At 71.1% G+C, this 12,645-nt stretch carries 15 protein-coding genes; 6 read left to right on the forward strand and 9 right to left on the reverse strand.

Translation table 11 applies throughout. The annotated features are described in order from the left end of the window. Nucleotides 1–113: 113 nt before the first annotated feature. The gene (locus ACIBX3_RS60820; RefSeq protein ID WP_397129958.1) at nucleotides 114–1,124 is read right to left on the reverse strand and encodes a phosphotransferase family protein; all 1,011 of its coding nucleotides are present in this window, start codon (nucleotides 1,122–1,124) and stop codon (nucleotides 114–116) included. A 40-nt stretch (nucleotides 1,125–1,164) separates the two neighbouring features. Between ACIBX3_RS60820 and ACIBX3_RS60825 the strand changes: the two genes are divergently transcribed. Together ACIBX3_RS60825 and ACIBX3_RS60830 are read left to right on the forward strand one after the other, a co-directional pair. Beyond that, entirely contained in the window at nucleotides 1,165–1,953 is a 789-nt protein-coding gene (locus ACIBX3_RS60825; RefSeq protein ID WP_397129959.1) for a MerR family transcriptional regulator, read from the forward strand. Continuing rightward, nucleotides 1,950–2,786, forward strand: a complete 837-nt coding sequence (locus ACIBX3_RS60830) for a class I SAM-dependent methyltransferase (RefSeq protein WP_397129960.1) — start codon at nucleotides 1,950–1,952, stop codon at nucleotides 2,784–2,786. The genes ACIBX3_RS60825 and ACIBX3_RS60830 overlap by 4 nt, the downstream gene beginning before the upstream one ends. Nucleotides 2,787–2,897: 111 nt before the next feature. Here ACIBX3_RS60830 and ACIBX3_RS60835 read toward each other — a convergent pair whose 3' ends face one another. Next, the gene (locus tag ACIBX3_RS60835) at nucleotides 2,898–3,356 is read right to left on the reverse strand and encodes a MarR family winged helix-turn-helix transcriptional regulator (protein ID WP_397129961.1); all 459 of its coding nucleotides are present in this window, start codon (nucleotides 3,354–3,356) and stop codon (nucleotides 2,898–2,900) included. Between the two features lie 85 nt (nucleotides 3,357–3,441). On the opposite strand from ACIBX3_RS60835, the gene ACIBX3_RS60840 reads away from it, so the two are divergent. Then, entirely contained in the window at nucleotides 3,442–3,903 is a 462-nt protein-coding gene (locus ACIBX3_RS60840; RefSeq protein WP_397129962.1) for a DUF6069 family protein, read from the forward strand. 301 nt (nucleotides 3,904–4,204) lie between these two features. Here ACIBX3_RS60840 and ACIBX3_RS60845 read toward each other — a convergent pair whose 3' ends face one another. The 4 genes from ACIBX3_RS60845 to ACIBX3_RS60860 form a co-directional block, all read right to left on the reverse strand. After that, on the reverse strand, nucleotides 4,205–4,588 hold the full coding sequence (locus ACIBX3_RS60845; RefSeq protein WP_397129963.1) for a cupin domain-containing protein: 384 nt from the start codon (nucleotides 4,586–4,588) through the stop codon (nucleotides 4,205–4,207). A 34-nt stretch (nucleotides 4,589–4,622) separates the two neighbouring features. Beyond that, the gene (locus ACIBX3_RS60850) at nucleotides 4,623–5,801 is read right to left on the reverse strand and encodes a cysteine desulfurase family protein (protein ID WP_397129964.1); all 1,179 of its coding nucleotides are present in this window, start codon (nucleotides 5,799–5,801) and stop codon (nucleotides 4,623–4,625) included. Nucleotides 5,802–5,886: 85 nt separating this feature from the next. After that, nucleotides 5,887–7,146: an MFS transporter gene (locus ACIBX3_RS60855; protein ID WP_397129965.1), complete on the reverse strand. Its 1,260-nt coding sequence runs from the start codon at nucleotides 7,144–7,146 to the stop codon at nucleotides 5,887–5,889. Then, a complete protein-coding gene (locus tag ACIBX3_RS60860) occupies nucleotides 7,143–8,522 on the reverse strand; it encodes a rhodanese-like domain-containing protein (protein ID WP_397129966.1) in 1,380 nt (459 codons plus the stop codon). Before ACIBX3_RS60860 ends, ACIBX3_RS60855 begins: the two co-directional genes overlap by 4 nt. 98 nt (nucleotides 8,523–8,620) lie before the next feature. On the opposite strand from ACIBX3_RS60860, the gene ACIBX3_RS60865 reads away from it, so the two are divergent. Together ACIBX3_RS60865 and ACIBX3_RS60870 are read left to right on the forward strand one after the other, a co-directional pair. Further along, a complete protein-coding gene (locus tag ACIBX3_RS60865) occupies nucleotides 8,621–9,298 on the forward strand; it encodes an ArsR/SmtB family transcription factor (protein WP_397129967.1) in 678 nt (225 codons plus the stop codon). Between the two features lie 34 nt (nucleotides 9,299–9,332). Further along, complete coding sequence (locus ACIBX3_RS60870) at nucleotides 9,333–9,458, forward strand: hypothetical protein (protein WP_397129968.1); 126 nt, start codon at nucleotides 9,333–9,335, stop codon at nucleotides 9,456–9,458. Between the two features lie 161 nt (nucleotides 9,459–9,619). On the opposite strand, the gene ACIBX3_RS60875 is transcribed toward ACIBX3_RS60870, so the two are convergent. The 3 genes from ACIBX3_RS60875 to ACIBX3_RS60885 are packed head-to-tail and all read right to left on the reverse strand — an operon-like array spanning nucleotide 9,620 to nucleotide 11,589. Continuing rightward, entirely contained in the window at nucleotides 9,620–10,834 is a 1,215-nt protein-coding gene (locus ACIBX3_RS60875; RefSeq protein WP_397129969.1) for an RNA polymerase sigma factor, read from the reverse strand. After that, the gene (locus ACIBX3_RS60880; RefSeq protein ID WP_397129970.1) at nucleotides 10,831–11,169 is read right to left on the reverse strand and encodes a YciI family protein; all 339 of its coding nucleotides are present in this window, start codon (nucleotides 11,167–11,169) and stop codon (nucleotides 10,831–10,833) included. Before ACIBX3_RS60880 ends, ACIBX3_RS60875 begins: the two co-directional genes overlap by 4 nt. 21 nt (nucleotides 11,170–11,190) lie before the next feature. Further along, a complete protein-coding gene (locus ACIBX3_RS60885; protein ID WP_397129971.1) occupies nucleotides 11,191–11,589 on the reverse strand; it encodes a VOC family protein in 399 nt (132 codons plus the stop codon). A 352-nt stretch (nucleotides 11,590–11,941) separates the two neighbouring features. On the opposite strand from ACIBX3_RS60885, the gene ACIBX3_RS60890 reads away from it, so the two are divergent. Continuing rightward, nucleotides 11,942–12,499: a DUF4158 domain-containing protein gene (locus ACIBX3_RS60890; protein ID WP_397129972.1), complete on the forward strand. Its 558-nt coding sequence runs from the start codon at nucleotides 11,942–11,944 to the stop codon at nucleotides 12,497–12,499. The last annotated feature ends 146 nt before the right edge of the window (nucleotides 12,500–12,645 follow it).

A 12,645-nucleotide genomic window follows, 5' to 3' on the forward strand; every position in this document is an offset into this window, starting at 1 on the left:
AGCCCCACCGAGACGAGAACGATCTCTCCCGGCGAGTCGCTCACCTGGAAAAATTCAGAGAGCAGGTCTGGTCACTTTCACCTGAGCGGCATCACGGCGTCGGCGTGATCTGGTCAGACGGGCCGAACCGAGATGTCAGTGGCCCGGGCGAGCAGGGCGGTTGAGGCTGGGGCCAGCAGGCGCCACGGGTGGCTGTGGGCACGGGGGTCGTGCTCGCGTTGCCAGAAGGCCAGTTCGCTGAGGATGCGCAGCGCGTGCAGGCCGGCGTACCAGTCGAGAGGGCCGGTCTCGGCATGAGGGTTGGCGGCGTGGTAGCGGCGTACGAAGCTGCCGGCCAGGAGGCGGGCCGCCGCGGCGATGGCCGGGCGTAGCGGGGCGGGCGCCGGCAGTGGGGGGTGGCGCAGCAGCAGCCAGGTGGCGGTGATGTCGTAGCCGGGTGGGGCGAGTACGGCGGCCGTCCAGTCGAGGACGACGAGGCGTCCGTCGTGTTCGATCAGGTTGAGAGGGTGCAGGTCGCCGTGGCAGATCACGCTGCCCGACTGGTCGGGTCGGCTGGCCGTCAGGGCGCTGGCTGCGGCGATCAAGTTGGGCTGTCGGCTGGCCTGCGCCGCGGCGGCCAGGTGCAGCAGGAGCTCATCGACGGTGAAGGCGGTGCTGGGCGCGCTCTGCCGGACGTGCTCGATGATCGGCCCGGGGTCGATGCGGTGCAGGGCGGCCATGGTGTCGGCGAGCTGGGCCGGCAGGCGGCGTGCCAGTTGCGGCAGGCGGCGGGCTGCGGCCAGGCCGTCGAGTCCGGCCAGCAGCGGGGTTCCGGGGATGAAATCCATGACCGCCCACGCGCCGTCGAAGGGCTCGCCGGCTGGGCCGCTGAGGCGGATCGCCGGGGTGGCGACGCCGGCTTCGGCCATTTGGCGTTGTACGGCCAGTTCCTTGGCGCCCATCGCGGCGTGTGGCGCGATGCGCAGCACCAGATCCCCGGGCGCGCCCGGCGGCGTGCCGCGTACCGCGAGCCGCGCCATGCTCGCCCACTGCCCACCGGTCAGGGGCACCGGATCGGTGGTCAGCTGGGCTTGGGGCCAGGCGGTCCGCAGCGCCGCCTCCACCGCATCCACAGTTATCTTCACGGCATTTACCGTAACGGTATTTACTGTTACTGTCTATGGTGTGAGTGACCCATCTATCCCTGCCGACGCACCCGCCGCGCTTCCTGTGGTCGAGCTGGCCATCGACGAGCTGGCCCGGCGGACCGGCATACCAGTCCGGACGATCCGCGAATACCAGAGCATGGGCGTCCTGCCGCCGCCCGAGCGGCGCGGCCGCATCGGCATCTACCGCCAGTTCCACTTGAGTCGGCTGGAGTTGATCGCGCGTCTGCAGCGCCGTGGCTACTCGCTGGCCGGCATCCGCGACCTGCTCGCCTCCTGGCAGGACGGCGCCGACCTGGGTGAGGTCCTGGGGCTGGCGCCGGACGAACTGGTCCACATCGACGAGCCCGGCATGCCCGCCACGGCCGACCAGCTCGCCCGGCTGCTGCCCAGCCTGGTGCCCGAGCGGCTGGGCGACTTGATGGCGACCGGGGTGGTGGAGCACTGTGGCCCGGACCGGTACTGCGTTCCCAGCCCCTCACTTCTGCAACTCACGATGGACCTGCAGAATGCCGGCTTCCCGCCTGAGCAGCTGCTGGCCTTGCTGGGCAGCATCGGGCAAGCTGCCGATACCGCCGCCGACGCGGTCCTCCGGCTACTGGATGAGCGCCCCGCCGACGTTGACGATGAGCGCCTGGCAACGCTGATCAAGCGTGGCCGTGGCCTGCTGGCCCACGGCACGGGCCGACTCACCGTCCACACGCTCGGCCGCCGCCTGGGCATCACCGGAGACGAGGCGAGCATCGCCGCGCTGGGCCGCCGGTTGGAGAAGGGTCTCCCGCCGGACGCTTCGGAGCAGGAGCGATGAGCGGCGCAGGAGATGCCGCACAGCAGAGCTGGGATGACGAGGACGGCCGACGGTGGGCCGCCGATGCCGACCGCCGCGACCGCGTGCTGGCCCCCGTGGCCGAGGCGCTGCTGTCGGCCGCCCAGCTTGGCCCGGGCGAGCAGGTGCTGGACATCGGCTGCGGATGCGGCGCCACCACGCTCCAGGCCGCCGGACAAGTCGCCCCGGACGGCACGGTTGCCGGGATCGACGTCTCCGCGCCCATGTTGGAGGTGGCCCGCGCCCGGCTGGCGGCCAGCGGACTGGGCAACGTGCGGTTCGTCCACGCCGACGCGCAGTCCCACGCCTTCCCCGGCCTGTTCGATGTGGTGATCAGCCGGTTCGGCACGATGTTCTTCACCGACCCTGCCGCGGCGTTCACCACCCTCGCATCAGGCATGCGCTCCGGCGCCCGCCTGGTCTTGGCCACCTGGCAGCCGCTGGCCGCCAACGACTGGCTGATCATCCCCGGCGCCGAGCTGCTGCGCTACGGCACGATGCCCGCCCTCGGCGAAGGGCCGGGCATGTTCGCCCAGTCCGACCCCGCGGTGGTAGAGCGGGTTCTGACCGGCGCAGGCTTCGTCCATGCCCGGCTCTCCGATGTGCGGCTTCCTCTCACCCTCGGTGCCGACCTGGACGAGGCAGTCGACTACCTGGCCCATTCGGGGCCCGGCCGCACCGTCCTGGCCACCGTGCCCGCCCACGAGCGCGACGCCGCGCTCAGCGACGTACGCGCCGCTCTGACCGATCACGCCGACCAAGCCGGTGTCCACATGAACGCCGCCATCTGGCTCATCACCGCCACCCGCCCCTGACGGCAGCGATTGCCCCCTGGGCGACTCGGCGTTCCAGCGGCCGTCCGACTCCACCTCATCGCCGCCGGCAGCCCTCAATGCGAGAACTCCCGGCGGAGCCCGCGTAGCCGATCACGGTCCGCCGTGCGTGGCGCCCTCAGGCATGGTCGTTCGCAGCACGGTGAGCACGCGGTCAAGGACCGTGGCGAAGGTGGCGAGCTCAGCACGGGAGGTTCCGGCGAACAGCCGGGCGGTGCCGTCGTCACGGTCCATGCCCCACCCGGCGGCCAGTGTCTTTCCGCGCGTGGTGAGCGAGACGAGGACCGCGCGCCGGTCGGTGGGATGTTTGGTGCGGGTCACGAAGCCAGCACTTTCCAGCGCGTCCACCAGGCCGGTCACGTTGCGCGGGGTGCAGCCGAGTACGTCGCTGAGCTCGCGCTGGGTGAGCTGACCACGGCGGTGGAGCAGCCAGATGACCTCGCCTCTGGCAGGAGTAAGCCCGCTGTCGGCCAGGCGACGGTTCATCTGAGCGCCGAGCACCACGGCCAGCTCGAACAACTGGTCCACGACCTCGGTTTCCTCGACGGCCATTCGTCTCCTCAACATAGTGAAGTGCACTTCACTATGTGGCATGATTCCTAATTGCGCGATCAACGCTACCGGGAGGAGATGGCGCATGACCAGCAGCCGAGACGCCGCACCCGTAGGCAGACGCTCGTGGACTGAGCGGCCGCTCTGGCAGGTGGGCCTCGCCGCCGCGCTGGTTGCCGCGGCGGCCAGCGTCATCGTGTACGTGGCTGCCCGGGCAGCCGGTGTGCCGATGGAGCTGACCGAAGTATTCGACGACCACTTCGCGCGCATGCCTGTCATGAACATGGCGTGGGCAGCCCTCCTGGAGGGAGGGGTGGGCGGTACTGCGCTGGCCGTCGGGTGCCGGCGATGGAGCCGCCGCCCGCGGTCGACCTTCGTGGCGCTCGCGACGATCGGCGTCATCGCCTCGTTCGCCCTGCCCGTCACCAGCGACGCCAGTACCGCGACCAAGGTCGTCTTGTCGATCAGCCACGTCGTCGTCGCGCTGGTCATCGTGCCGGCGTTGGCGGGGGCTCTTCCATCTCGGCACAACGGGTCAGGGGGCTGATCGTTTGGTGATCCAACGGGCGGCGAGCAGGCCGGCCGGCTGCGGGTGGCACGGTGCAGCTGGAGCACGCGCCGGAGCTGGCGGGCCGGTTCGAGGTCATGGCGCTGCCCACATTGATCCTCTTCGTCGGCGGGGTGGCCAAGAAGCGGCTGACGGCCCGCCCACCAAGGCCGAGCTGCTGGCCGAGCTCGAGGAGTTCCTGGGCTGCGCAGGATGAAGCGGCTGGTGTCTCATTGCGTCGGCCGGGCGCCCAGGCTGCTGGCGGTGTGCTGGGCGTTTCATCCTGCGCGGGGTTGCACCGTCAGCCTGGGTAACGGACTTCGAAGGTAAGGCAGCCCTGCGGCGAGCTCCACGGGCCGTGAGGCATGCCGGGCGGGCGGCAGGCGTACATGCCCGCGGTGAAGGTCTGCTCCAGGGTCAGATCGTGCAGGGTTCCGTCGAGGATGTACACCTCTTCCCAGAAGTCGTGGGTCAAGACACCGTTGGGCGTGGTGTCGGTGCCGGGGGCAAAACGCAGCATGCGGGTCGACACGCCGCTGATCGGATCGGTGGCCAGTATCCGCTCGCTCAGACCACCACAGCGGCTGTCGAGCAGGGGCGTCCAGTCGATGTGGGAGACGGGGAAGAACTCGAACTCGGGCTTGTTCATGAGGCTCCAGCCGTGCGGGAAAGGCGCGTGGAACACTCGACGGAGGCTGGCGCCGGGGCGGTGGTGGCACTCATGCACCGCTCAAAGCGCCGTCGCCACGTGCCGGCGTCACCTGCCCGGCGATCAGGTCCGCGGCTCTGCGGACCTGTGGTTCGCTCGTCCAGCGGCCGAGGGAGAGCCGGAGCGCGGCGGTGGCCCGGTCAGCGGACATGCCCATGGCAAGCAGGACAGGTGACGGGGCGTCGAGTCCTTCGTGACAGGCCGACCCGGTGGCGGCGGCGATCTGTGGGATGGCAGCGAGCAGCTTGCGGGCGTTGACGCCGGCGATGCTGACGTTCAGTGTCCCGGGAAGCCGCTGGGTGGGATGGCCGTTGAGCTGGACACGCTCGCCCAGCAGGCGCTCAAGCTCGCGCTGCAGCAGGTCGCGCAGGGCGGCCAGCCGTACGGCGCTGCCGGGCAGCTCCTGGCGGGCGAGCTCGGCAGCGTGGCCGAGCGCGACGATGAAGGCGATGTTCTCCGTTCCCGAGCGCAGTCCTGCTTCCTGGCCGCCGCCGTGGATGATCGGCTGCAGGTGGACGCCGGAGCGCAGGTAGAGCGCGCCGATGCCCTTGGGCGCGTACATCTTGTGGCCGACCACGGTCAGCAGGTCCACACCCTGCCCGGCGACGTCGATGGGCAGTTTCCCGGCAGCCTGGGCGGCGTCGGTGTGGAACAGCGCACCGTGGCGGCGGGCGATGGCGGCGAGTTCGGCGATCGGCTGCAGGGTGCCGGTCTCGCTGTTGCCGTAGGCGATCGAGACCAGCGCGGTGCCAGGCCCGATCGCCTTCTCCAGGTCGGCGGGATCCAGCCGGCCGTACTGGTCGATGGGCAGCATCGTGGTGGTGAACCCGTCGGCTTGCAGGCTGCGGCACGCCTGCAGGACCGCGGGATGCTCGGTGGCCAGGGTGATGAGCTGTCGCCGGGGTGTGGGGGCGGCCAGGGCGGCGCCGCGAATGGCGAGGGTGTCGGCCTCGGAGCCGCCGGCGGTGAAAATGATCTCCTCAGGTGTGGCGGCGAGCAGGTCGGCTACCTGCCGCCGGGCCCGCGCCAGCGCCTGGCGTGGCTCGCTGGCGTAGTGGTGGGCGCTGGAGGGGTTGCCGAAGTGGTGGGTCAGGTACGGCAGGGCCGCCTCGTGCACGGCGGGGTCGACCGGGGTGGTGGCGTTGTAGTCCAGGTAGATGGGCCCGTTGGCGAGGGCGGGATGGGTCATGGTGTGCTCCTGAGATCGGGGCCCGCTGTGGGGCTGCAGGGTGGCGCAGTTGAGGTGGTGGATGCGCACGGGCCCTCCAACAGGGTTAGCGGCGGGGGTGGGTTTCGTACATGCGGACCGCGACGATCATCCCGGAGGCCGCGGTGATCGCGGCCACGGCCCAGATGGCGGCGCGCAGGCCGTACAGGTCGGCGATGAGGCCTGCGAGCAGGGCGCCGACGGCGAAGCCGCCGTCGCGCCAGAGCCGGTAGACGCCGACGGCGCGGGCGCGCCAGGTGGGGTGGGCGACGTCGCCGATGGTGGCCAGCAGGGTGGGGTAGACCAGGGCGGTGCCCACGCCGAGCAGGCCCATCGCCAGCGCCCACAGGGCAAAGGCGTCAGCGAGGGCGATAAGGGCCAGGGCGGCGGCCTGGAGCAGCATCCCGCACGTGATCAAATGCTTGCGGCCGTAACGGTCGGAGGCCGGTCCGGTGAGGAGCTGGCCGAGCCCCCACACCAGCGGGTACAGAGCGCCGAGTAGGCCGATCTGCGCCACCGGCAGGTCGTGGGCGGCGAACAGGATGGGCAGCAGGCCCCAGGCCAGCCCGTCGTTGAGGTTGTTGGCCATGCCGGCCTGGCTGGCCGCCGACAGGGCGGGTTCGCGGAAGCTGGTCAGGGCGAAGATCTGCCGCGCGGTCAGGCCGTCGCCGTGGGCGTGGGCGCCGGTGTGGTTGGCGGCCTCCAGCAGGGCGTGATCGCGGGTTTCCCGAACCGCCAGCAGGGTCAAGCCCAAGCCGAGAGCGGCGTAGGCGGCGCCGAGCAGGAACGGGGCGGGGCGCAACCCGTAGGTTTCGGCCAGGTACCCGGTGGCCTGCGCGGTGACGGCGACGGCCAGATAGCCCGACGCCTCGTTCAGGCCCATGGCCAGCCCCCGCCGGGCCGGGCCGGCCAGGTCGATCTTCATAATGACCGCGACCGACCAGGTCAGTCCCTGGTTGATGCCGAGCAGCACGTTGGCGGCGATCACCCAGCCCCAGGAGGGGGCCCAGATCAGCAGCAGCGGGACGGGCACGCCGATCAGCCAGCCGGCCAGCAGGACGGGCTTGCGGCCGAAGCGGTCGGCCAAGGTGCCGGCGAAGTAGTTGGTGAGGGCCTTGGTGGCGCCGAAGGCCAGGATGAACGTTAACGCGAACGTCGCCGACGACAGCGCGAACGCTTGCTCGGCCAGCAGCGGCAAGACGATGCGTTCCTGCCCGTACATGCCGCCGACCAGCGCGTTGACCGCCACCAGGAGGCTGAACTGGGCCAGGTTGGCGCGCAGTCCGAGACGGAGCGGCGCGGCCGATGCGGTGCCGCCGGCGCTCATGCCCCCTCCTCCAGCAGCTGCCCGGTGAGCTTGGCCCACGTGTCGGGGCCGCCGTCCAGCACCGCCACATCGGTGCGTCCCGTGCGGGCCAGCACGCTGGCGGCGGTCGCGGCGCGCTCGCCGTGCCCGCACATCACCAGCCACGGCCCAGCCTCCAACCCGCCCTCCACCTCGGCCGCCCTGCCAGGCAGCGCGCCGAGCTCGACGTGCACGGCACCAGGCAGGTGGCCGGCGGCGTATTCGACGTGCTGGCGCACGTCCAGCACCCGCCGGGATCCGACCTGGTCCGCCGGCAGGAGCGGCAGCCGGGCCAGCTCACCGCCGGCCGCCTGCCAGGCCGATAGGCCGCCGGACAGCTCTCCGGCCAGCCGCTCGTATCCGATCTTGAGCGCTTGCCAGAGCACGTCGGCGGCATCCTGCTGCGGGTCGCGGACGATGACGATCGGCGCGTCCGGTGGCAGCAGCCAGCCCAGCCACGTCGCGAACTGCTCACGCAGCGGGATCGACAGTGCGCCTGGGATGTGACCGGCCGCGAACTCGGCCGCCGGGCGCACGTCCACCACCTGGCCGCCGTCCGCGAGCAGGGCCTTGACCTGCCCGGCCTCCAGCGCGGGCAGCGGCGGCGTGCCGCCAAGGACGGCGGGCCCGCGCCGGTTGCGCTCGGTCAGCCAGGCAAAGTAGGTGGGAAAGGAGCCCAGGCTGGCCACCAACTGCCGCACGAAGGCATCCTCGTCCGGAGCGGCCAGCAGCGGATTGCTCCGCTTCTGGGCACCGATGGTGGTGGTGCGGTCGGTGCCCGGCGGGGCCGAGCAGAACGAGCCCGCGCCGTGGGTGGGCCACACCGCGGTCGCATCCGGCAGCGTGGCCAGCCGGTGCAGCGAGCGGCACTGGGCGCGGGCCAGCTCCTCGGTGCGCTCGGCGCCGAGCAGGTCGGTGCGGGCGGCCGAATCCACGATCAGTGACCCGCCGGTGAACACCCCGATCTCCCGGCTGCCGTCCAGCAGCAGGAACGACAGGTGCTCGTCGGTGTGTCCAGGAGTGGCCAGCGCGCGCAGCCGCAGCCCGCCCAAGTCCACCTCCTCGCCGTCGGCCAGGCCCCGGTGACCGAAGGCGCGTTTCCCGGCGGCGGAGGCCAGCACGATCGCACCGGACTCGTGCGCGAGCTGCACGGCGCCGGACAGGAAGTCGGCGTGCAGGTGCGTGTCGGCCGCGTACGCCACCCGCAAGCCGCGCCGCCGGGCGGCGGCGTGCAGGGCGCGCAGGTCACGGCTCGCGTCCACGGCCAGCGCGCGGCCGTCGCCCAGGTCGAGCAGGTAGGCGCTGTTGCCCAGCCCCTCGTCGACCAGTGGTATCAGGTGCTCGTCAGCAAATCCCACGATGTCCTCCCAGATCTGGCCCCGTCAGAGGGGCCGGGGAAGGTCGCGCGCACCACTCCCCGTTATGTACGATATTCCATAGACTAATGGAGGATTGGATGATTGACGCAACCCCCGCCCAGGCCAAGGCTCGGCTGTATGAGGCGTTCGCGGCCAGCGGCAAGGCGCTGGCCAGCGGAAAGCGCCTGGAACTGCTCGACCTGCTCGCCCAGGGCGAGCGCACCGTCGAAGCGCTGGCCAAGGCCGCCGGGCTGAACCTCACCACCGCCTCGGCCCACCTGCAGACCCTCAAGCAGGCCGGGTTGGTCACCACCCGCCGCGACGGCGTGCGCATCCACTACCGGCTCGCCGGCGACGACGTCGCCCAGCTGTTCGCGCTGCTGCGCAAGGTCGCCGAGCACCACCAGGCCGCCGTCCCGGCGGCACGTGACGCCTACCTCGGCCAGGACGGCGCGGTGGAGGTCACCCGCGAGGAGCTGCGCGAGCGCGTGCAGGCGGGCGAGGTGGTGGTGCTGGACGTGCGGCCGGTGGAGGAATACCTGGCTGGCCACATCCCCGGCGCCGTGTCCATCCCGGTCACCGAACTGGCCGAGCGCATCAGCGAACTGCCCGCCGACGCCGAGATCGTCGTGTACTGCCGCGGCGAATACTGCGTGCTCGCCTACGACGCGGTACGGCTGCTGACCGACCGCGCCCGCCGGGTCATCCGGCTCAGCGACGGCATGCTGGAGTGGCGGCTGTCGGAGCTGCCTGTCGAGGCCGGAGCACCGGCATGACCGCCCGCCCGGCCCGCATGCCCTCCCGCATCCGGTGCTGGCCGCCATGGGGCTGAATGCTGAGTGTGCTCTCGCCGCGGTGCGGCTGTCCTTGGGCCGCTGGAGCACGCCCGCCGATATCAAGACGGCCGCGACCGCCCTGATCAAGGCTGCCATCTGACCATGCCTCGCTCTGGCATTGCTCGAGCTCGGCTGGAACGTCGGCCTCGACACCGGATCATCACCAACGCCGTGCCCGCGCCATGACCGGCACGACCGTCTGCTGACCGCCGGCACGACGGACCCCGGTAGAGGTGGCCACCGTGGTGATGAGGCGCAACCTCAGTGCCAGGCCAGGCGTTGCTCCAGCAGCGCGTGCTGGGCCGGGTTGGCGGTCAGCTCCAGCGCCCGCTCATCGGCCCGCCGCGCCTGTTCACGGCGGCCCAGATCACGCAGCAACTCGGCGCGGGTGGCGTGGAGGAGGGGGTAGCGCTCCAGCACGTCGCCAAGGTCTTTCAGCTCGGCCAAGGCCGCCTCAGGGCCTTGGACGTGCCGCAGGGCGATCGCCCGGTGCAACCGCGTGACCGGTGAGGGCGCCAGGTGCAGCAGCATGTCGTACAGCACCAGGATCTGCGCCCAGTCGGTGGCGGCGAAGGTCTCGGCCTCGGCGTGGCAGGCCACGATCGCCGCCTGCAGCTGGTACGGCCCCGGCCGCCGGTGGGCGCGGGCCGCGCGGGTGAGGAGGGCGGTGGCCTGCTCGATGGCCTGCCGGTCCCACAGACCTCGGTCCTGATCGGCCAGCAGCACCAAGCGGCCCTGGGGGTCGAAGCGGGCCGCGCCCCGCGCCCGGTGCAGCCGGATCAGCGCCAGCAGCCCGGCCACCTCCGGCTCCTTCGGCAGCAGGTTCGCCAAAAGCGCGGCCAGCCACTCGGCGTCCTCGACCAGGTCACGTGCCTGGGCCCGCTCGGCCGTGCTGGACAGGTAGCCCTCGTTGAACAGCAGGTAGATGACCGCCAGCACCTCGTTGACGCGCCACGGCAACTCCTCCTGCGGCGGGATGCGGTACGGGATCCCGGCTTCGCCGATCTTCCGTTTGGCGCGGGTGATCCGCTGCGCCACCGTGGGCTCGGGCACCAGGAACGCCGCGGCGATCTGCTCGGCCGACAGCCCGCACACCACGCGCAACGTGAGCGCGATCTGCGCGGCACGCGACAGCGCCGGGTGGCAGCAGGTGAAGATCAGCCGCAGCCGGTCGTCGGATGTGGCGGGTGCCGGCCAGGTGAGCTGGGCGAGCTTGGCCCGGTAGTTCGACTCCCGGCGCAGCACGTCCAGGCCGCGCCGCCGGGCCACGGTGAACAACCAGGCGTCTGGGCGCTCGGGGATCCCCTCGACCGGCCAGCGGCGCAGCGCGACCTCCACCGCGTCCTGTACCAGGTCCTCGGCGGCGGCGAAGTCGCCCAGCAGCGACACCAAGGACGCGGCCAGCCGGCCCGCGTGCTCGCGCACCACGCGGGCCAGCACCTCCTGGCTGGCCTCCCCGCGCACCGGCTCGCTCATGAGGCCGGGCGGATCTCCACGATCGGGCAGGCCGGCCAGGAGCGAGCAATCTTCAGCGCCTCGTCCAGGTCGGCCACCTCGACCTCGGCGAACCCGCTGACCACCTCCTTGCCCTCGACGAACGGCCCGTCCGTGACGACGGGCTCGCCCTGATCCAGGCGTACCGTGGTGGCGGTGTGCACCGGCGCCAGATGCGTGTGGTGGGTGATCTTGTCGGCGTGGTCGGCGAACCACTGCCCGACGGCCGCGTAGGCGGCCTGCTGCTCCAGCTCGCCCATCGCCTCCAGTTGCTTGGCGAATTGCTCGGTCTCGACGAACATCAGCACGTACTTCACCTTCTGACCTCCTCGCTATGGTCAGTTTGCCGGGAGCGTCGCGTACAGATCCACGCCGTTGCCGTCCGGGTCGGCCACCGTGGCGTAACGCATACCCCAGAACGCGTCGAACGGCTCGGCGATCCCTCGGTAGCCAGCCTCGATGAGTTCGGCGTACTTGGCGTCCACCCCGGCCGGGCCGTCGAACTCGAAGCACAGCAGCGTGCGCGGCCCGCCGACCGGCGCGCTCCAGCCGGGCAGGAATGGGGTGCGGAACGCCTCCGTGTCCAGCATGATGTGCAGCCCGCCCGGCAGGTCGCAGCCGGCGTGCTCGGGCGTGTTCGGGTCGAGCTTGAACTCCAGCCCGAGGTGGGCGTAGAAGGCGATCGTCGCGTCCATGTCGGAAACCACGATGTCGATCGTGTTGAGCGTCGGATTCATGACCTACTCCATCTTCTCGGCCTGTCCGGAGGGCGCGCGCCGCGCGTCCGCACCGGTCCGTCACCAACAAGACGATTGGCGCAGACCGCGATACGACACCCGCCCAGCCGCGATCTCCAGTCCGTCGCCCGCCAACGGCGGTGATCTCGCACATCCGGCCACCCGGGTCGTTCTATCCTTCGACCGGCCGACCCCGTCATGTGCTGGACGACGTGATCATGACTGCCGTGAGACTGACACAATGCACCACGTAATCGGTCATGTTGATCATCTGACTGGCCGCTGCTGATATCCGAGGGCGCCCATGCCGCGCCGTGCGCGGTGGGGGCGCCCTCGCATGCCTGGAGGCCCCATGCCGGTCAGTTTCCTCACCCCCGAGCAACGCAGCCGATACGGCGTCTTCAACGCCGTCCCCGACATCGCCCAGCTGGGCGCCTTCTTCCACCTCGATGCCGACGACCGGCGCCGGGCGATGGCCGCCAACGGCGCGCGCAACCAGCTCGGCTGGTCCGTGCAACTGGGCACAGCACGGTTCTTGAACTGCTTCCTGGACGATCCCGAGGACGTTCCCGCTGCGGTGGTCGACTACGTCGCCGAGCAGCTCGGCCTGCAGGCAGCCGACCTGAAAGGGTACGGCGAGAAGGAGGCCCGTTGGGATCATCAGGAGCAGATCCGCACCGGCTACGGCTACACCGCCTTTGCAGGCGAGCAGTGGTTCGCGCTGGCCTGCTGGCTCTACAAACGGGCCTGGACCACCGGCGAGCGCCCGATCGTGCTGTTCGACCTGGCCACCCACCGCCTGGTGGAGGCCAAGATCCTGCTTCCCGGCGTCACCACCCTGGAGCGGCTGATCGCCGCGCTGCGCGAGCGCGTCGCCGCCCGCCAGTACGCGCTGCTAGTACTCCAGTGACATTTCGCGATCATGGTTGGGATCTGCGCTGGTAGTGGCAGCGTCGAGCGCCGGCTTGATGACGGCGGCGCCATTGTGACCAGTGCAGAACCTGCCGGGTGGTGCAGCAGCGGGTCAGGATGAGGACAGCCAGCAGGCGGCGGATC

Origin of the sequence: Nonomuraea sp. NPDC049480, from assembly GCF_044465905.1 — a bacterium.
Taxonomy (GTDB): domain Bacteria; phylum Actinomycetota; class Actinomycetes; order Streptosporangiales; family Streptosporangiaceae; genus Nonomuraea.

What these genes read in the sequence shown, in the direction of transcription:
- ACIBX3_RS60830 (WP_397129960.1), top strand. Translation starts at nt 1,950, where the DNA reads ATGAGCGGCGCAGGAGATGCCGCACAGCAGAGCTGGGATGACGAGGAC.
- ACIBX3_RS60835 (WP_397129961.1), bottom strand. Translation starts at nt 3,356, where the DNA reads ATGGCCGTCGAGGAAACCGAGGTCGTGGACCAGTTGTTCGAGCTGGCC.
- ACIBX3_RS60840 (WP_397129962.1), top strand. Translation starts at nt 3,442, where the DNA reads ATGACCAGCAGCCGAGACGCCGCACCCGTAGGCAGACGCTCGTGGACT.
- ACIBX3_RS60850 (WP_397129964.1), bottom strand. Translation starts at nt 5,801, where the DNA reads ATGACCCATCCCGCCCTCGCCAACGGGCCCATCTACCTGGACTACAAC.
- ACIBX3_RS60855 (WP_397129965.1), bottom strand. Translation starts at nt 7,146, where the DNA reads ATGAGCGCCGGCGGCACCGCATCGGCCGCGCCGCTCCGTCTCGGACTG.
- ACIBX3_RS60865 (WP_397129967.1), top strand. Translation starts at nt 8,621, where the DNA reads ATGATTGACGCAACCCCCGCCCAGGCCAAGGCTCGGCTGTATGAGGCG.
- ACIBX3_RS60875 (WP_397129969.1), bottom strand. Translation starts at nt 10,834, where the DNA reads ATGAGCGAGCCGGTGCGCGGGGAGGCCAGCCAGGAGGTGCTGGCCCGC.
- ACIBX3_RS60885 (WP_397129971.1), bottom strand. Translation starts at nt 11,589, where the DNA reads ATGAATCCGACGCTCAACACGATCGACATCGTGGTTTCCGACATGGAC.
- ACIBX3_RS60890 (WP_397129972.1), top strand. Translation starts at nt 11,942, where the DNA reads ATGCCGGTCAGTTTCCTCACCCCCGAGCAACGCAGCCGATACGGCGTC.